General features: G+C 67.3%; 18 protein-coding genes. 11 read left to right on the top strand and 7 right to left on the bottom strand.

What is annotated here, in order from left to right:
- Window positions 1–171: 171 nt before the first annotated feature.
- A complete protein-coding gene (locus ACEI37_RS05300; protein WP_265920024.1) occupies window positions 172–849 on the top strand; it encodes a hydrolase in 678 nt (225 codons plus the stop codon).
- Between the two features lie 124 nt (window positions 850–973).
- Here the strand turns inward: ACEI37_RS05300 and ACEI37_RS05305 are convergent, their stop codons facing one another.
- Both ACEI37_RS05305 and ACEI37_RS05310 read right to left on the bottom strand, forming a co-directional pair.
- On the bottom strand, window positions 974–1,894 hold the full coding sequence (locus ACEI37_RS05305) for a dioxygenase (RefSeq protein ID WP_373377672.1): 921 nt from the start codon (window positions 1,892–1,894) through the stop codon (window positions 974–976).
- A gap of 126 nt (window positions 1,895–2,020) precedes the next feature.
- Complete coding sequence (locus ACEI37_RS05310) at window positions 2,021–2,575, bottom strand: cupin (protein ID WP_373377673.1); 555 nt, start codon at window positions 2,573–2,575, stop codon at window positions 2,021–2,023.
- Window positions 2,576–2,955: 380 nt separating this feature from the next.
- Here ACEI37_RS05310 and ACEI37_RS05315 point away from each other — a divergent pair, with 380 nt between their 5' ends.
- From ACEI37_RS05315 to ACEI37_RS05345, 7 genes are all read left to right on the top strand, one after another.
- Complete coding sequence (locus ACEI37_RS05315) at window positions 2,956–5,118, top strand: TonB-dependent siderophore receptor (RefSeq protein WP_373377674.1); 2,163 nt, start codon at window positions 2,956–2,958, stop codon at window positions 5,116–5,118.
- Window positions 5,115–5,387 (top strand): hypothetical protein, encoded by a 273-nt coding sequence (locus ACEI37_RS05320; RefSeq protein WP_373377675.1) that lies wholly within the window; start codon window positions 5,115–5,117, stop codon window positions 5,385–5,387. Before ACEI37_RS05315 ends, ACEI37_RS05320 begins: the two co-directional genes overlap by 4 nt.
- A gap of 490 nt (window positions 5,388–5,877) precedes the next feature.
- Window positions 5,878–7,401, top strand: coding sequence for an NCS1 family nucleobase:cation symporter-1 (locus ACEI37_RS05325; RefSeq protein WP_373377676.1), 1,524 nt, complete (start codon window positions 5,878–5,880; stop codon window positions 7,399–7,401).
- Between the two features lie 57 nt (window positions 7,402–7,458).
- Entirely contained in the window at window positions 7,459–8,193 is a 735-nt protein-coding gene (locus ACEI37_RS05330; RefSeq protein WP_373377677.1) for an aspartate/glutamate racemase family protein, read from the top strand.
- Between the two features lie 38 nt (window positions 8,194–8,231).
- Complete coding sequence (gene puuE, locus ACEI37_RS05335; RefSeq protein WP_373377717.1) at window positions 8,232–9,221, top strand: allantoinase PuuE; 990 nt, start codon at window positions 8,232–8,234, stop codon at window positions 9,219–9,221.
- A gap of 90 nt (window positions 9,222–9,311) precedes the next feature.
- Entirely contained in the window at window positions 9,312–10,130 is an 819-nt protein-coding gene (locus ACEI37_RS05340) for a GntR family transcriptional regulator (protein WP_373377678.1), read from the top strand.
- Between the two features lie 44 nt (window positions 10,131–10,174).
- A complete protein-coding gene (locus ACEI37_RS05345) occupies window positions 10,175–10,552 on the top strand; it encodes a hypothetical protein (protein WP_373377679.1) in 378 nt (125 codons plus the stop codon).
- Here the strand turns inward: ACEI37_RS05345 and ACEI37_RS05350 are convergent.
- The 4 genes from ACEI37_RS05350 to ACEI37_RS05365 all read right to left on the bottom strand — a co-directional run bounded on the left by ACEI37_RS05350 (window position 10,549) and on the right by ACEI37_RS05365 (window position 14,169).
- Complete coding sequence (locus ACEI37_RS05350; RefSeq protein WP_373377680.1) at window positions 10,549–10,929, bottom strand: DUF427 domain-containing protein; 381 nt, start codon at window positions 10,927–10,929, stop codon at window positions 10,549–10,551. The genes ACEI37_RS05345 and ACEI37_RS05350 overlap by 4 nt on opposite strands.
- Window positions 10,930–11,005: 76 nt before the next feature.
- Window positions 11,006–11,995 (bottom strand): Bug family tripartite tricarboxylate transporter substrate binding protein, encoded by a 990-nt coding sequence (locus ACEI37_RS05355; RefSeq protein WP_373377681.1) that lies wholly within the window; start codon window positions 11,993–11,995, stop codon window positions 11,006–11,008.
- 54 nt (window positions 11,996–12,049) lie between these two features.
- A complete protein-coding gene (locus ACEI37_RS05360; protein ID WP_373377682.1) occupies window positions 12,050–13,213 on the bottom strand; it encodes a CaiB/BaiF CoA transferase family protein in 1,164 nt (387 codons plus the stop codon).
- A gap of 8 nt (window positions 13,214–13,221) precedes the next feature.
- A complete protein-coding gene (locus ACEI37_RS05365; RefSeq protein ID WP_373377683.1) occupies window positions 13,222–14,169 on the bottom strand; it encodes a hydroxymethylglutaryl-CoA lyase in 948 nt (315 codons plus the stop codon).
- A 217-nt stretch (window positions 14,170–14,386) separates the two neighbouring features.
- On the opposite strand from ACEI37_RS05365, the gene ACEI37_RS05370 reads away from it, so the two are divergent.
- Together ACEI37_RS05370 and ACEI37_RS05375 are read left to right on the top strand one after the other, a co-directional pair.
- Complete coding sequence (locus tag ACEI37_RS05370) at window positions 14,387–15,337, top strand: LysR family transcriptional regulator (RefSeq protein WP_373377684.1); 951 nt, start codon at window positions 14,387–14,389, stop codon at window positions 15,335–15,337.
- Window positions 15,338–15,519: 182 nt separating this feature from the next.
- Window positions 15,520–16,212 (top strand): SDR family NAD(P)-dependent oxidoreductase, encoded by a 693-nt coding sequence (locus tag ACEI37_RS05375; protein WP_373377685.1) that lies wholly within the window; start codon window positions 15,520–15,522, stop codon window positions 16,210–16,212.
- On the opposite strand, the gene ACEI37_RS05380 is transcribed toward ACEI37_RS05375, so the two are convergent.
- The gene (locus tag ACEI37_RS05380; RefSeq protein ID WP_373377686.1) at window positions 16,199–17,182 is read right to left on the bottom strand and encodes a LysR family transcriptional regulator; all 984 of its coding nucleotides are present in this window, start codon (window positions 17,180–17,182) and stop codon (window positions 16,199–16,201) included. The genes ACEI37_RS05375 and ACEI37_RS05380 overlap by 14 nt on opposite strands.
- A 98-nt stretch (window positions 17,183–17,280) precedes the next feature.
- On the opposite strand from ACEI37_RS05380, the gene ACEI37_RS05385 reads away from it, so the two are divergent.
- The gene (locus ACEI37_RS05385) at window positions 17,281–17,958 is read left to right on the top strand and encodes a type 1 glutamine amidotransferase domain-containing protein (protein WP_373377687.1); all 678 of its coding nucleotides are present in this window, start codon (window positions 17,281–17,283) and stop codon (window positions 17,956–17,958) included.
- Window positions 17,959–18,088 lie beyond the last annotated feature (130 nt).

Consider the following 18,088-nt stretch of genomic DNA (forward strand, 5'->3'; position numbering starts at 1 on the left):
GCGGTACGTTGTTGCCAGCGGCAAGGCGGAAATGGTTGCGGATCGCACGCCGACCTCCTAGATTCATCTAACCCGTACGCACACGCCAGGTAGCGAGTGCCGGGCGCCACCCAGCGGCAGCCATCCCCACAGCCGATGTCCACGCAGCATTCGTCAAAAAGGAGACCCACCATGAGCAGCCCCGCCAACTTCAACGGCAAGCGCCCGGCCATCGACCCCGACGATACCGCCATGCTGCTGATCGACCACCAGAGCGGCCTGTTCCAGACCGTGGGCGACATGCCCATGCCGGAACTGCGCCTGCGCGCCGCGGCGCTGGCCAAGATGGCCACATTGTCCAAGCTGCCCGTCATCACCACGGCGTCGGTGCCGCAGGGTCCGAATGGTCCGCTGATCCCGGAAATCCATGAGAACGCGCCGCACGCCAAGTATGTGGCGCGCAAGGGCGAGATCAACGCGTGGGACAACCCGGAGTTCGTCGCCGCCGTGGAAGCCACCGGCAAGAAGAGCCTGATCATCGCCGGGACCATCACCAGTGTTTGCATGGCCTTCCCGTCGATCAGCGCGGTGGCCGACGGCTACCGGGTCTTCGCCGTGGTCGATGCCTCGGGCACGTACTCGAAGATGGCGCAGGAAATCACGCTGGCGCGCGTGGTCCAGGCCGGCGTGGTGCCGATGGATACGGCCGCCGTCGCCTCCGAGCTGCAGCGCACCTGGCATCGCGACGACGCCCAGCAATGGGCCGAGATCTACACCAAGATCTTCCCGGCGTACCAGCTGCTGATCGAAAGCTACATGAAGGCGCAGGCGGTGCAGAAGGACGGCGAAGTCCTGGACTCGGCACGCTGAGGCAGGCAAGCATAGCGCGGCCGGATGTCCGCGCTACAGCATGTTGCCTCGTCCGCGTAGCGCAAAAAAACCGGCGGTGCGAGCCGCCCCGGATGGATCAACGTGGAGCGCGAGTCCGAAAGCGTCACGGCAACGGCGGCGTGGGCAGGCGCGTCTCTCCCGGTTCCAGCTTCAGCTCGACATCGAGGCGGAAGCCGCCGTTTCCATCCGGCTCGAAATCGCGCAGCAGCGAGCCGACCGCACCGAACGCCGCGTCGCTGAAGGCATAAGGATCGAGCGCATCGAAGATCTGCGTGGTCAGTACCTTGTGCCCCGGTGCGATGGCGATGAAGTGCAGGTGCGCCGGACGCATGTGGTCGCGGTTCTGCAGCTTCAGCAGTTCGCCGCAGGGGCCGTCGATCGGCACGCCATAGCCCGACGGCCGCACGCTGTCGAACCAGAAGCGTCCGTCGGCGTCGGTCTCGAACACGGCGCGCAGGTTCATGTCTTCCTGGTGTTCGTCCTGGTTCTCGTACAGGCCGCTCGGCGCCGCCTGCCAGGTCTCGATGCGCGCGCCGGGGATCGGCGTGCCGTCGATCGACACCACGCGGCCGCGCACCGTCAACGGGTCGCCGGTGGTGTCGGGGGTGGCGATATGCGCGCCGTTGGGGCGCACCGGCTGGTTGGCGCGCCAGAACGGGCCGATCAGCGCGGGCTCGGTGCCGCCGGCGGCCAGCACGGCCTTGGCATCCATCAGCAGCACCAGCGTGGCAAGCCCGAGGATATCCGCCAGCAGGATGCCCTCGTGCTTCTTCGGTCCGGTGGCCTGGCCGATGCGGACCATGAAGTCCAGGCCGGCGTGGAGTTCTTCATAGGTCAGCTGCACCTCCGAGGCAAACGCATGCGCATGCCGGATCAGGGCATCGAGAATGGTGCGCGTGCGCGCGTCGGCGGTGCCGGCATTGGCCTTGAGCACGGCTTCCAGCAGTGCCTCAGGGGTGGCGGGAATCGACTGCGGGGCCGCCGCGGAAGCGGCGCCTGCGCAGGCTACGGAAGCAGAAGTCATAGTGTGGTCAGCTCCTGTGGGAAGTGGGGGTGCGATCTGGCGCGGCGCGGGGCGTCGATGTGACGCCCCGCTGGATGCCGCAAGCGCCTGCTCGTTGACCACGCGTCCGGGTCGCCGCGGACGTCGTCAGCCTTCGGTGCGCGGCTGCGCCGTGTCCGCTCCGCTTTCCTTGATGTAGCCGTCGGCGCCGTAGACCAGGCCGGTGGACTCGGCCGCCTTGACCACGTCCGGGTGCCAGGCGATGCGGCCGCATTCTTCGTCGGTGCCACCCACCACGGAGTAGACCACCAGCGCGTGGTCGTTGGGGTTGCGGAAGCCGCGCATCACGCCGATCGGGCAGGAGATCACGTCCCACTGGTTCAGCATCAGCGAGTACTGGCCTTTCTCGCCCCAAATGACTTCCATCTGGCCGTTCAGCGGGCAGAACACTTCCTCGGTCTTGTGCGCGTGCAGGCTGGCGCCCTGGCCGACCGGGATTTCAATGAAGGTCACGCCGAAGCGGTGGTTGCCGGGGATCGCGGGCTCGACGCCTTTGTTCTCGAGCACGCCGCGATTCATGATCTTGTAGATGTTCTTCTTCATCCCGGGCAGGCGGCTTTCGATGAAGGTCTCGCCGTAAGGCTTGACCTTGCCCCAGCGCGCGATGCGGGTGGCTTCCATTTCCTGTGGGGTCGGATCCATATTGCTTCCTCGGTGTCATGAAGTTGGGAAAACGAGAGGGCGTTCGCCTCTGTTCGTGCAACTTTATGAACCGCCAACAGGCAAGTCCAACATCATTTTTCGCCGGGCGCCATAACAATCCGGTATCGGATTTCGCCCCGCCCGCGACCGCCTGCGCCGGGACGGAATTCAGGTCGTCCAACGGACGGTACGCGCGCAGCAACGGGCGATGTTTGCGCCAGCAGCCCGCACCGTGTGCCGTTGCTTTCACCACAAAGCCCAACCTTGCGCCTTGACGCCGCAGCCGCGGGATAGGCATCATTCGGTCTTTTCCTAAATGCGAATTATTCGCATTTGTATTGACATTTACATACAGGCCTGCCTGTCTTCTGCTGTTCCCTATGAGCCGCCAAGTCCTTCGCGCCGCGCGTGCGCGCGCACCCCAACCCCGCCATCTCGCCGTGCTGGCGCAACTTGCCGTGCTCGCCGGCTTTCCGGCGACGGCCGCGCTGGCGCAGCAAGCGGCGGCGCCGGCCGATGCGGCGTCGCTGCCGGCGGTGACGGTAAGCGCATCGGCGGTGGACGATTCCGGCCTGCAGCTTGAGAAAAAGGCCAACACCGGCGCGCTGGGTTCGCGCACGCAGCTGGACACGCCCTACTCCACCACCATCGTCACCGGCGAAGACCTGGCCGAGCGCCAGGTGGCCAAGCTCGGCGACGTGTTCACCATGGATGCGTCGGTCAGCGACAACGGCAACGGCTACAACAGCTGGTCCAGCTACCTGAGCGTGCGCGGCCTGCAGATCGACTGGCAGAACGGCTTCAAGATCAACGGCCTGCCGTTCGTGGCCTACGGCATCACGCTGCCGTACGAGCACATGGAGCAGGTGGAACTGCTCAAGGGCCTGCCGGGCTTCATGTACGGCTTCGCCACGCCGGGCGGCATCGTCAACTACGTCACCAAGAAGCCGACCGACACCTTCACGGCGTCGTTCGAGCTGGGCTACCGCGCCGCCAATGTCTGGAGCGAACACGTCGACCTGGGCGGCCGCGCCGGGCCGGACAATATGTTCGGCTACCGCCTGAACGCGACGCACGAGGAAGGCACGCCCTACAACGCACGCAACATCCGGCGCGACAGCGTGTCGCTGGGCCTGGACGCGCGCCTGACCAAAGACCTGACCTGGACTTTCGATTCGATCTACCAGGACCGCCGCGCCACCGGCCAGATGCCATCGTTCAGCCTGTGGAGCTATGGCGATACGGCGCTGCCGGGCGCGGTGTCCGGGCGCATCCGCAACTTCGCCGGCGCCGACCAGCACCTGAACACCAACCTGCAGCTGTACAGCACCGGCCTGCGCTACCAGATCAACCCGGACTGGGCGGTCAGCACCAGCTACAGCTTCACCAAGGTCAACCGCAGCCGCAATGAAAGCACCTACAACCTGCTGAACCAGGCCGGCGACTACATCGACCAGCGCTACGACACCGCGCAGAACCAGCAGGTGGGGCAATGGCAGGCAATGCTGGAGGGCAAGTTCCGCACCGGCCCGTTCGGGCATCAATTGGTGGCGGGCCTGTCGTGGCAGAAGCAGATCGACCGCTACGACAACAACGGCTTCGGCGCGGTCATCGGCACCGGCAATATCTTCGCGCCCAACACCAATACGTACTACAGCTCGACCGCCTTCAACAAGGTGCGCAACAGCGATATCACGCAGAAGTCGGTGTTCGCCAGCGATACCGTGCAGCTGAGCGAGCGCTGGTCGGTGCTGGCCGGCCTGCGCGTGACCAACTTCGAGCAGAACGGCTATGTGCCGGTCACCTCCAGCTACAGCAAGAACGGCGTGGTCACGCCGACGCTGGCGCTGATGTTCAAGCCAGTGCCAACCGCCACGGTCTATGCCAGTTATGTCGAGGCGCTGGAGCCGGGCTCGATCGTGCCGGACGGCTACACCAACGCGCGCCAGCTGCTCAGCCCGATCCGCAGCAAGCAGTATGAAATCGGCGTCAAGGCCGACCAGGCCGCGTGGAGCGCGACCGCGGCCGCCTTCCGCATCGAGCGCGGCGCCGAGTACGACAGCATCAGCGGCGGCGTGCCGACGCGCCAGCAGGATGGCACCTCGATCTACCAGGGCCTGGAACTGGCGGGCGTGTACCGCCTGGGCTCGCAGTGGGAGTTCGGCGCCAGCGCGATGTATCTGGATTCGTACTACGACAAGGGCGTGGCCAACAGCGGCAACCGCGTCGCCGGCGCGCCCGGCTTCATCATGGCCGGCCGCGTCAGCTACCGCGTGCCATTCGTGCCGGGCCTGCGCCTTGGCGTCGACGGCAAATACACCGGCAGCACCAAGCTCAATGCCGGCAATACGCTCGACGCCGGCGGCTACACGGTGTTCAACCTCGGCGCCAGCTACAGCACGCGGGTTGCGGGCAAGGACCTGACGCTGCGAGCTGCGCTGAACAACGTGACCAACAAGCGTTACTGGGGGTTCCAGTATGAGAACTACATCCAGCCGGCGGATCCGCGGAGTATCAGCTTGACGGCGAAGATCGCGTATTGAAGTTTGCCGCACGCCTGCAACAGGACCCGCTCTTCCGAGCGGGTTTTTTGTTGGTTCATGCTTTGCTTGGGGTGCGGCAGTTGGTTGGTTTGTCGTGCTTGGCGGGCGTGGCTGTTTCGCCGGCGCAGCCGGCGACCTACTTCTTGTCCGAGCGACAAGAAGTAGGCAAGAAACGCGTCGCCTATGCGGCTGGCAATCAATTCCACGGCGTTGGTGGTTCGGGCGGTGGTGATTTCCGTTCGGCGTGGGTGCCCGTTCGAGCCTGCTAACGCTATGTGAGTCAGGGGCGGTGCCTGCGATCACCCACTTTTGAACGATCCCAACAGGGTGTAGGCAGCCTGCTGCTGGCGCTATCGGTGGGACGCCTTCGGCTGCGCTGCGCGCGCTCCCTATCTCAGGTCTTGGGCTCGGGCACGGAGTGCGTCGCTGCGCTCGCACGCGCTATCGCGGGCCACCCCTCTGTTGCTCATGCCCGCTGGTTTGCTCCCCTCGCCCGCTTGCGGGAGAGGGGCGGGGGAGAGGGCAGGCGCATCCACGAAGTCCACCGCATCACTCCCCACTCACATCCCCCACCCCCACCTTCAGGGAAAACGAATGTTGACAATCACAAATCCGTGATCTACAACATCGTCTACACACTCAATCGATTTTGTAGACAATTTAGTAGACACATAATCACTCTCCCCTGGCGCACCGCACAGAGCCCCGAAGGGCCGCGCGTCGCCTATCGTCAAGACACACATCTGCCAGGAGACTCAGATGATGCAAACCACCGCCACACCCGCCGACGCAGCGCAGGCGCAGGGCGGGCATGCCGCACACGGCAATGCCCTGATCAAGCCCAGCTATGACGAACGCCTGACCAATGAGGACCTGGCCCCGTTGCGCAAGCAGACCTGGGGCACCTACAACATCTTTGCCTTCTGGATGTCCGACGTGCACAGCGTCGGCGGCTATATCACCGCCGGCAGCCTGTTCGCGCTGGGGCTGACCAGCTGGCAGGTGCTGGTGTCGCTGCTGGTGGGGATCGTGATCGTGCAGTATTTCTGCAACCTGGTGGCCAAGCCCAGCCAGGTGACCGGCACGCCTTATCCGGTGATCTGCCGGGCGTCGTTCGGCGTGCTCGGCGCCAATATCCCGGCCATCATCCGCGGGCTGATCGCGGTGGCGTGGTACGGCATCCAGACCTATCTCGCGTCGAGCGCCTTCCTGGTGCTGGCGCTGCACTTCTTCCCGGCGCTGGCGCCATATGCCGACGTCAAACTGCATGGCTTCGCCGGCTTGTCGGCACTGGGCTGGGCCGCGTTCATGGTGCTGTGGGTGCTGCAGGCGCTGGTGTTCTGGACCGGCATGGAGACCATCCGCAAGTTCATCGACTGGGCCGGCCCGGCGGTGTACGTGGTGATGATCGCGCTGGCGATCTGGCTGGTGAACAAGGCCGGCTGGGAAAACGTCAACTTCACGCTGAGCTTCGTCAAGTACACCGGCTGGGAAGCGGTGCCGGTGATGCTGAGTGCGATTGCGCTGGTGGTGTCGTACTTCTCCGGCCCGATGCTGAACTTCGGCGACTTCTCGCGCTATGCCAAGGATTTCAAGGCGGTCAAGCGCGGCAACTTCTGGGGCCTGCCGGTCAACTTCCTCGGCTTCTCGCTGCTGACCGTGATCACCACCTCGGCCACGCTGCCGGTATTCGGCAAGCTGATCACCGACCCGGTGGAGACCGTCAGCCATATCGACAGCACCTTCGCCATGCTGCTGGGCGCCTTCACCTTCATGACCGCGACCATCGGCATCAATATCGTCGCCAACTTCGTCTCGCCGGCGTTCGATTTCTCCAACGTCTCGCCCAAGCACATCAGCTGGCGCACCGGCGGCATGATCGCCGCGGTGGCTTCGATCTTCATCACGCCCTGGAACCTGTACAACAACCCGCAAGTGATTCACTACACGTTGGACGTGCTGGGCGCCTTCATCGGCCCGCTGTTCGGCATCCTGATCGCCGACTACTACCTGGTGCGGCGCCAGCATGTCGAGGTGGATGACCTGTACACGCTGAACCCGCGCGGCCGCTACTGGTACCGCAACGGCTTCAACCCGGCGGCGGTGGCCACCATGATTCCCGCGGCCATCATCCCGATCCTGTGCGTGGTGGTGCCGGCCTGGCAGGCGGCGGCCAACTACAGCTGGTTTATCGGCATGGGCATTGCGCTGGTGCTGTACCGGCAGCTGGCCCCGCGCATGATGCCCGGGCACCTGGGCAGTCGCGCCGCCACCCAGGCGTGATGCCGGCCATCCTTGAAACGACCCACGATTCCGACCGCACCGAACCGAGCCGTGTCCATGAAGCTGAAGATCATCAATCCCAATACCACCCAGAGCATGACCGACAAGATCGGGCAGTGCGCCGCCGCCGTGGCGGCGCCCGGCACGCGCATCAGCGCGGTCAGTCCGCGCATGGGCCCGGCTTCGATCGAAAGCCACTATGACGAAGCCCTGTCGGTGCCGGGCATCCTCGACGAGATCCTGGCCGGCGAGCAGGAAGGCGTGGATGGCTACGTCATCGCCTGCTTCGGCGACCCGGGCCTGTACGCCGCGCGCGAAGTGGCGCGCGGGCCGGTGATCGGCATCGCCGAGGCCGCCATGCACATGGCCAGCGTGGTCGGCAGCAGCTTCAGCGTGGTCACCACGCTGGCGCGCACCTGCAATATCGCCTGGCACCTGGCCGAGCGCTACGGCATGAAGCGCTTCTGCAGCAACGTGCGCGCCTGCGACCTGCCGGTGCTGGAGCTGGAGCGCCCCGGGTCCGATGCGCGCCGCATCATCACCGAGGCCTGCCGCGTGGCTTTGGCCGAAGATCGCAGCGAATGCATCGTACTGGGCTGCGCCGGCATGACCGACCTGTGCGACGAGATCGCCGACGCCATCGGCGCGCCGGTGATCGACGGCGTGTCGTGCGCGGTCAAGCTGGCCGAGGCGCTGGTCTCGGTGCGCCTGGGCACCAGCAAGCGCGGCGACTGGGCGCGACCGCTGCCCAAGGCCTATGCCGGCATGCTGGCGCCTTATGCCTTGAACTGAACCCTATGTCTTCCCGCACTTTGTCCGCTTCCACCACCATGCTCCAGTCCCGCTATCCCCGCGACCTGATCGGTTACGGCGCCCAGCCCCCGCACGCACGTTGGCCGGGCGGCGCGCGCGTCGCGCTGCAGTTCGTGCTCAACTACGAAGAAGGCGGCGAAAACTGCGTGCTGCACGGCGACGCCGCCTCCGAGCAGTTCCTGTCCGAGATCGTCGGCGCCGCGGCCTACCCCGACCGCCACATGAGCATGGAGGGCATCTACGAGTACGGCTCGCGCGCCGGCGTCTGGCGCATCCTGCGCGAGTTCGAGAAGCGCGGCCTGCCACTAACCATCTTCGGCGTGTCGATGGCGCTGCAGCGCCATCCGGAACTGACCCGCGCCTTCGTCGAGCTGGGCCACGAGATCGCCTGCCACGGCTGGCGCTGGATCCACTACCAGAACATCGACGAAGCCACCGAGCGCGAGCACATGCGCATCGGCATGCAGATCATCAAGGACCTGACCGGCGAGCTGCCGCTGGGCTGGTACACCGGCCGCGACAGCCCCAACACGCGCCGCCTGGTAGTCGAGCACGGCGGCTTCCTGTATGACTCGGACTACTACGGGGACGACCTGCCGTTCTGGACCGAAGTGGAAGTCACCGGCGGCGAGAAGAAGCCGCACCTGGTGGTGCCGTACACGCTGGATTCGAACGACATGCGCTTCGCCACGCCGCAGGGCTTCAACACCGGCGAACAGTTCTTCCAGTACCTGAAGGACGCGTTCGACGTCTTGTATGACGAAGGCGACCCCGGCGGCCAGGACAGCCCCAAGATGCTGTCGATCGGCATGCACTGCCGCCTGCTCGGCCGCCCGGGCCGCTTCCGCGCGCTGCAGCGCTTCCTCGACTACGTGCAGGGGCACGACAAGGTGTGGATCTGCCGCCGTGTCGATATCGCCCGGCACTGGGCGCAGGTGCATCCGTTCCAGGCGGGCGACGCTGCTGCCGAAGCGCGCGCTGCCTGCAAGGAAACCGCCCCGGCCTGACCCCGCGCCGTCGCTGTCGCCATAGTTGTGTACGATATAGCCGTGTTTCGTCGCCAGTTCGGGCGACAGGCTGAATGTCCGTACCCTGATATGGCAACCACATCGAAAAAGGCGGTGCCCGGCGCCGCCGCCAAAACCCCGCGTCGGGCGGCCACCAAGGCCGCCCCCAAAACCGTGCCCAAAGCCGCAGCCAATGCCGCCCCGGACGACGAGACCGGCCCGGAAGGCGCCGCCAGCGAGGCTTCTGCCACCGAGGCGATCTACCTGAGCCTGCTCTACGCCATCATGGAGCACCGCCTGCTGGCGGGCACCAAGCTGGTCGAGGAACGGCTGTGCGAAGTCACCGGCGCCAGCCGGGCGCGCATCCGCCAGGTGTTTGCGCGCCTGGCGCACGAGAAACTGGTAACGCTGGTGCCCAACCGCGGCGCCTTTGTCTCCAGCCCGAGCGTGGACGAAGCGCGCGAAGTGTTCCAGGCGCGCCGCGTGGTCGAGCCCGCGCTGGCCGCCGAACTGGCACAACGCGCCACGCCGGCCAAGGTGCGCAGCTTGCGCCGCCATGCCATGGAAGAAGACAACGCGCGCGCCCGTGGCGACCGCGCGGCGATGATCCGCCTGTCGGGCGAGTTCCATATCCTGCTGGCCGAGATGGCCGGCAACGCCATCCTGGAAAAGCTGATCCGCGAGATGGTGTCGCTGACCTGCCTGATCATCACGCTGTACGACCGCCCCGGCGCTCCCGCCTGCGCCGAGCATGAGCACCGGCAGCTGATCGACGCCATTGAGCAGCGCGATGCCGCGCGCGCCAGCGCGCTGATGGCGGAACACCTGGAACACATCGAAGGCTCGCTCGACCTGAGCATGCCGGACAGCGGCGCGCCGGATTTCTACAGCATCTTCAGCAAGGGCTGATCGGGACTAGACTGCATCCAGGCCATCGCCACCGGAGACGTGCCATGGATGCTGGCAAGACTGCCGCCCCGCCTGTCCCTTCCGCCGTGGTACCCGCGGCGCCGCCAACACCGCAAGTGGTGCCCACCGGCTATCGCCAGGGCATCATCACCGCCATCACCGTGCTGCTGGGCTTCTCGCTGGGGTTCTGGCGCTTCTGGGGCTTCGAAAGCCCGGGCGAATGGGACTGGCGCTCGCTGCTGGCGGCGGTGGCGCTGCTGGCCGCGGTGGTGCTGCAGATCGTGGCGCTGTTCCGCGCGCTGCGCGTCGAGGACGATGCGGTGCCGGAGTACCGCAAGACGGTGCGCTGCTTTATCGCCTCGGCCATTGCACTGGTGATCGGCCTGGCCGCGGCGATGATCGATGCGGCGCTCGAAACCTAGGGCCCGATGATTTCGATGCTGTCGACACGGTCCGGATAGAACGCCAGGTACGCGCCGATGGCGGCAACGGCGGCATACGGCGCCTCATAGCTCCACACCGCATTGCGCCCGCGCTCGCCGCCGGCCGGAATGGAGAAATAGCTGCAATCGCCCTTGTACGGACAGTAGGTGGCATGCGCGCTGCGCTCCAGCCGCGCCATATCGACATGCGCGCGCGGGATGTACTGCACCGGCGCATAGTTTGCCTCCTGCAGGGTCAGCGCCGCATCGCTGTCGGCGATCGTGATGCCGGCCACCTTGACCACCACCCTGCCGGCGGTCGGCGTGATGGTGATGGGATGGTCGGGGCCGGGGATCCTGACGGGCTTGTCGGTCATGGTCATCGCTCCTGGTGGGCATCGCCACGGTGGCTGCAGGCCATTCTAGGCGCCTGGCGCGCAGCCTGCAGGACCGTTATTCCGCCTTGACGTTGGCCTTCTTCACCAGCGCGGCGTAGCGCGCGGCTTCGCTGCGGAAAAATGCGGCAGCGGCCTCGGGCGTGCCGGGTTCGATCACCGTGCCCTGCTTCTTCATCGCTTCCAGCACTTCGGGCGACGTGAAGGCCTTGGCAAAGGCATCGTGCGTGCGCTTGACTTCCGCCGCCTGCATGCCGGCCGGCCCGATGACTGCGAACCAGCCGGCGACGTTGTAGCCCGGCAGGCCCTGTTCGGCGATGGTGGCGATGTCCGGCGCGGCGGCGGTGCGCTTGTCGCCGCACAGGCCGATGGCGCGCAGCGTGCCCGCCTTCAGGTGCGGCGCCACCGCGTTGAGCGCGACCACACCCATTTCCACCTGTCCGGCCAGCAGGTCGTTGACCATCGGGCCTGTGCCCTTGTACGGCACGTGACGTGCCGTGACGCCGGCCTCATCCAGGAACATCTCGCCCGCCAGGTGGATGATGGTGCCGTTGCCCGACGAGGCGTAGTTGTAGCCATCGGGCTTGGCCTTGAGCAGCGCCACCAGCTCCTTCACGTTCTTCGCCGGCACCTTGGAATTGACCACCAGCACCAGCGGCGTGGTGCCGATCACGCTGATCGGGGTCACGTCCCTGATCGCGTCGAATGGCATGGTGCGGAACACGCTGGGATTGATCACGTGGTTGTTCGATACCAGCCCCAGCGTGCTGCCGTCGGGCTGCGCCTTGACCACCGCGGCAGCACCGGTGATGCCGCCGGCGCCGGGCAGGTTCTCGATCACCACCGGCTGGCCAAGGGCCTTGCCCAGCGCCGGACCGGCCGCGCGCGCGATGTTGTCGACGCCGGAGCCCGCGCTGATCGGCAGGATCAGGCGCACGGGCTTGCCAGATCCGCCCTGGGCCAGCGCTTCGACGCCGGGGACGGCAAGGGTGGCCGCGAGCGTGGCGGAAATTGCCAGCGCGGACTTGAGCAGGGTGCGACGTTGCATGGGTTGTCTCCGTATCGTTATCGTAGGTCCTTGCCGCTGTGGTGCGGCTTGCCCTCAGGTGCTTGCGCGCCGGTCCTTGCCGAGCCGCGCCAGGATCTCTTCGTTGTGCTGGCCGGCACGGGGCAGCGGGCCGCGCACGCCGGGACGGCGGCCGCCCATCAGCAGCGGCAGCAGCACCGTGGGCGTGGTCGTGCCATCGTCGGCCTGCATCGGCACCAGCCCGCCGCTGGCGAGCAGGTGCGGGTCGTCGAGCAGCTGGTCCGGCCGCACGATCGGCGCATAGGGAATGCCGGCGGCTTCGAGCTTCGGCGCCAGGTCCGCGGAGCGATGGTGGCGCAGGATCGCACCCAGTTCTGCCAGCAGTTGCGGGCGCACGGCAACGCGTGAGGTGTTGCTCGCGTACTCCGGCTTGTCGATCAGTTCCGGATGCTCCAGCAGCTGGCACAGCGTGACGAATTGCTTGTCGCTGACCGCGCCGATAAAGAGCTGCTCGTCCTGCGCCAGCGTGAACACGTCATACACGCTCCACGCCGACACGCGCGACGGCATCGGCGGCGGCGGCTCGCCGGTCATCGCGTATTGCTGCATGTGCTGCGAGGCCAGGAACACGCAGTTCTCGAACAGCGCGCTCTGGATCTCCTGCCCCTTGCCCGTGCGGTCGCGCTCGCGCAGCGCGGCCAGCACGCCGATGGCGCCGAACATGCCGCCCATGATGTCGTTGACCGAAGTGCCGGCGCGCAACGGCCGGCCGCTCGGGCCGGTCATGTAGGACAGGCCGCCCATCATCTGCACCACTTCATCGAGCGCCAGCCGGTGCTCGTACGGACCGGGCAGGAAGCCCTTGTGCGAGACGTAGATCAGGTGCGGGTAGTCGCGCGACAGCGTGGCGTAGTCCAGTCCCAGCTTCTGCATCAGGCCGGGGCGGAAGTTCTCCAGCAGGATGTCGCTCTGGCCCGCCAGTTCCGCCGCGGCGGCGCGGCCTGTGTCGGTGGTGATGTCGAGCACCACGCTCTTCTTGTTGCGGTTGAAGGCGCGGAAGAAGCCGATGCCCAGGCCCGGCAGGTTGCGGGTCTTGTCGCCGCCGGGCGGTTCGATCTTGATCACCTCGGCGCCGAGGTCGGCCAGGATCATGCCGCAGGTGGGGCCCATCACCATGTGCGTGAATTCGACCACGCGCACGCCGGCGAGCGGCAGGGAGTTGCTGTTGTCTTGGGTCATGTCCTGTCTCATGCAGCGATGGCCGCGGGGCGGCCCGCGTAGGTCTTGGGCAGGCCGGCGCGCCACAGCGTGCCGTGCAGGGTCTCGTCGCGCAGCCAGCCGGCCACGTCTTCGCGCAGCGCCAGCAATCGCCCGACGTCGATGCCGGTCTCGATGCCCATGCTGCCGAGCAGGTAGGCCAGGTCTTCGGTGGCCACGTTGCCGCTGGCGCCGGGTGCATGGGGGCAGCCGCCGATGCCGGCCAGGCAGGCATCGAAGCGGGTCACGCCGGCATCGAGCGCCGCACAGACATTGGCCAGCCCGAGCCCGCGCGTGTCGTGGAAATGGCCACACCAGAAGCGGTCACCCGCGATGTCGACGGCACGCGCGAACAGCTCGCGCACCATGCGCGGATCGGCATAGCCGACGGTGTCGGCCAGGCTGACGCGGTCGGCGCCGGCATCGAGCAGCGCCTGCATCAGCCGCAGCACTTCTTCCGCATCGACATGGCCCTGCAGCGTGCAGCCGAACGCCGTGCCGACGCCGCCTTCGATCAGCGTCTTCGCGCCGCCGGCATCGCGCGCGGCGCGAATGCGCGCCACTTCGGCAACAACTTCATCGGGCGTCTTGCGCAGGTTGGCCAGGCTGTGCGCATGGCTGGCCGACAGCGGCACGATCATCAGGTCGGCGCCGCTGTCGAGCGCGTCCTGCGCGCCGCGGAGGTTGGGCACCAGCACCGAGGTGAACAGGCCCGGCAGCGTGCGCGCGAAAGCCACCAGCTCGGCGGTGTCGGCCAGTTGCGGCAGCAGGCGCGCGGGGACGAACGAGCCGACTTCCAGTTCGCGCAGCCCTGCGGCGTAGGCGCCGCGGATCCAGGCGAGCTTGCTGGCGGTGGGCAGGATGGTGCGGATGCTCTGCAGGCCGTCGCGCAGACCGACTTCGCGGATCACGGCGTGGCTGGGGAATGGGCGGGTCATGGATCTCCGGGACAGGTGTGGCGTCCCTCTGTGGGAGCGATGGGACAACTCTAAGAGTTTCTGCGCCGAAGCTGAAACGATGATTGGCGAAGCCAAACATGCCGAAACGGAAAGCCACCGAGGTGACTTGGGTCGGGCTTCGGGATTTCCCGTAAGCGACGTCACCGCGCCGCCAAGCGGCGTAGCATTCCAATCCGGAAACACTGCCGCCCCCACTATGCGAGACCTCGACCTCACCACGCTGCGCCTGTTCGTCGCCGTCTGCGAAACCCGCAACATGGCGCGCGCCGGCGAGCAGGAACACATCGTCGCTTCCGCCATCAGCAAGCGCCTGGCGCAACTCGAGGAGACCGTCGGCGCCACGCTGCTGGAACGCCGCCGCCGCGGCGTCATCCCCACGCCGGCGGGGGAGATCGTGCTGGCCCACGCGCGCGCCATGCTGGCCGCGGCCGACCGCGTCACGCGCGACATGGCCGACTACGGCTCGGGCGTGCGGGGGCAGGTGCGGCTGCTGGCGACGGTGTCGACCATGGCCGAATCGCTGCCGGACGACATCGCCGCCTTCATGCAGTTGCCGGCGCACCGCGACGTGCGCGTGACCATCGAGGAGAGCCTGAGCAGCGAGGTGGTGCGCGCGCTGCGCGACGGCACCGCGCCGCTGGGCGTCTGCTGGGACGCCGCGGACCTGGAGGGTTTCCAGACCCGCCCCTACCGCGCCGACCACCTGGCCGCCGTGGTCTATCCCGGGCACCCGCTGGCGCGCGCGGACAGCTGCCGGTTCGAAGACACGCTGGACTACGACCAGATCGCCATGCCGGCGCAGACCGCGGTGCAGATCATGTTGACGCGCTATGCCGCGATTGTGGGCCGCCGCATGGCGCATAGGGCCGTGGTGTCGACCTTCGACGCGGCGCTGCGCTGCGTGCGCGCGGAACTCGGCATCGTCATCATCCCGGCCGAGATCGCCACGCTCGTCGCCACGGCCTTCGGCCTGCGCGTGATCCCGCTGCGTGACGACTGGGCGCGCCGGCGCTTTGCGATCTGCTGCCGCAACTTTGCGCTGCTGTCGCCCGCGGCGCAGTTGCTGGTGCAGTTCCTGGAGGACGCGGCGGCGAAGGAGTCCGCGGGCGCGGTGCCTGCGCCGGCCCGGGCACGGCGCAGGCGGTAAGTCGCCGCGCAACTTCCTGTGCGTTTCGAGGGTTACCCCGAGGCGTTTTCGCAAGCTTATGTTGCGTGCCGTTGCGTAGACTGGCTTGCGTTTTTCGCCGCCGGCCACGATGGTTGGACAGGAAAGGCCGGGCGAAGCCTGAATCACGACAATGCGCGCCGCCACGGCGCAGGAGCACGCAAATGAACTTCCACGGCAAGAACGTACTGGTCACCGGCGCACGCGGCAACCTCGGGCGGGCGGTCGCGCACGCCTTTGCGCAGGCAGGGGCGCGCGTGGTGCTGCTGGACCGCCATGACGCACCGTTGCCCGAGACCGGCAGCGGGCACCTGGCACTGCAGGCCGACCTGCTCGATGCGGACAGTCTCGGCAAGGCCATCGACCAGGCCGTGCAGGCGTGCGGACGCATCGACGTGGTGTGCAACCTCGCCGGCGGCTTTGCCATGGGCACGGGCATCCACGAAACCAGTGCGGCCGACTGGAACCGACTGTTCGACATGAACGTGGGCACGGTGCTTAACATGGCGCGAGCAGTGGTGCCGCACATGCTGGCAGCGCGCGGCGGCGCCATCGTCAACGTGGGCGCCAACTCGGCGGCGCGCGGGCTGGCGCAGATGGGCGCCTACTGCGCCTCGAAGGATGCGCTGGCGCGCGTCACCGAATCGATGTCGGCCGAGCTGCGCGACCAGGGCATCCGCGTCAACGCGGTGCTGCCCAGCATCCTCGACACGCCCGAGAACCGCCAGGCCATGCCGGATGCCGACACCACGCGCTGGGTCGGCCTCGACGCGCTCGCCGACGTGATCCTGTTCCTGGCGTCGGACGCGGCACGCGCCGTGCACGGCGCGTTGCTGCCTGTGGTCAACCGCGCCTGACGCGCGGCCGGCGCGCCGCGGGGGTGGCGGCGGGGGTGGCGCCAAGCACGCCGGCCGCTTCCTGGATCTGCTGGCGCAGCCAGCGCCGCAGCCGGTCGGCATCGGTGCGCGCGTGCCAGATCTGCATCAGGTCGACCCGCGGCAGCGCGAACGGCACCGGCAGCATCACCAGGTCCGGGTCGCGCGCCACCGCTTCCTGCGCGACCGAGCGCAGGCAGGTCAGCAACAGCGCCGAGCCGCGCACCAGCCGGCTCGGCGCCAGGAAGCTCGACAAACCCGCCACCACCGTGCGCCGGTGTCCCAGCCGCGCCAGCGCGCGATCCACCACGCCGTTGAGGTCGCCGGTCAGCGTGGTCAGCAGGTGCTCGCACGCCAGGAACGCGTCCAGGTCCAGGCCGTGCACGATGTGTGGATTGGCGCGCGAGGCCAGCACCACGAAATCCTCGCTGCCCAGCCGCTGCTGGTGGAAGGTGTCGGGCAGGTTCTCGTAGAAGCCGGCGATCGCCAGGTCGCAGGTGCCCTTCTCCAGTTCCTCGCGCGGCAGCTCGCCGCGCGTGTTGTGCGTGACCAGCACCACCCCTGGCGCGTCACGTCGCAGCCGCGGCAACAGCGCCGGCAGCAGCAACTGCTCCATGTAATCGGTGGTGTAGATGTGGACGGCCTCGCTGCGGGCGAGGAAATCGCGGCCGTCGCAGGCGTCGTAGAACGCATCCAGGTCCGCCACCAGCCGCTGCACCTGCGGCGCCAGCGCATGCGCGCGCGGCGTCGGCGTCAGGCCGCGCGGTGCGCGCACGAACAGCGGGTCGCCCAGTTCGTCGCGCAGCCGGTTGAGCTTGTGGCTTAGCGCCGGCTGGCTCAACGCCATGCGCGCCGCCGCGCGGGAGGCGTTGCCTTCCTGATAGAGCACGTGGAAGACGTAGAGCAGGTTCAGGTCCTTGCCGGCGATATTCATTTTTTGGATGGCAGGCATCGAAGATTCGAAGTTTTCGAATCATAGCCAGCTGCGTAGGATGTTGCCAATGCCGGGGCTGCCCCGGCCGACCGATGGACGCAAACCGGAGCATGAACATGAAAATCCTGATGGTGCTGACCTCGCATGACCAGCTCGGCAATACCGGCAAGAAGACCGGCTTCTGGCTGGAAGAATTCGCCGCGCCCTACTACGTCTTCCGGGACGCCGGCGCCGACATCACGCTGGCCTCGCCCAAGGGCGGCCAGCCGCCGATCGATCCCAAGAGTGACGATCCGGATGCGCAGACCGATGCCACGCGCCGCTTCCGCGCCGATGCCGCCGCGCAGCAGGCGCTGGCGCGCACGCTGACGCTGGACCAGGTCAAGGCCGAGGACTTCGACGCCGTGTTCTATCCCGGCGGCCATGGCCCGCTGTGGGACCTGGCGGAAGACAAGCGTTCGATCGCGCTGATCGAGCAGTTCGACCGGCTGGGCAAGCCGGTGGGTGCGGTGTGCCATGCGCCGGGGGTGCTGCGGCACGTGAAGGGCGTGGATGGCCAGCCGCTGGTGAAAGGCAAGGAAGTCACGGGCTTTACCAACAGCGAGGAAGCGGCGGTGCAGTTGACCGAGGTGGTGCCGTTCCTGGTGGAGGATGTGCTCAAGGCCAGCGGCGGGCGGTTTACCCGCGGGGATGACTGGGCCAGCCACGTGGCGGTGGCCGGGCGACTGGTGACGGGGCAGAACCCCGCGTCGTCGGAGGCGGGGGCGGAGGCGGTGTTGGGGTTGTTGAAGTAAGGCTACGGCGAGCTGCGGCGTTCGGGTCCGCTGCCGGTTTGCTCCCTCTCCCGCTTGCGGGAGAGGGCGGGGGTGAGGGCAAGCGCTCGGCAAGCACGCTGAGCTTCGACTTCGTGGTGGCTCCCGCCCT

Source organism: Cupriavidus nantongensis (assembly GCF_041726985.1).
GTDB lineage: Bacteria > Pseudomonadota > Gammaproteobacteria > Burkholderiales > Burkholderiaceae > Cupriavidus > Cupriavidus nantongensis_A.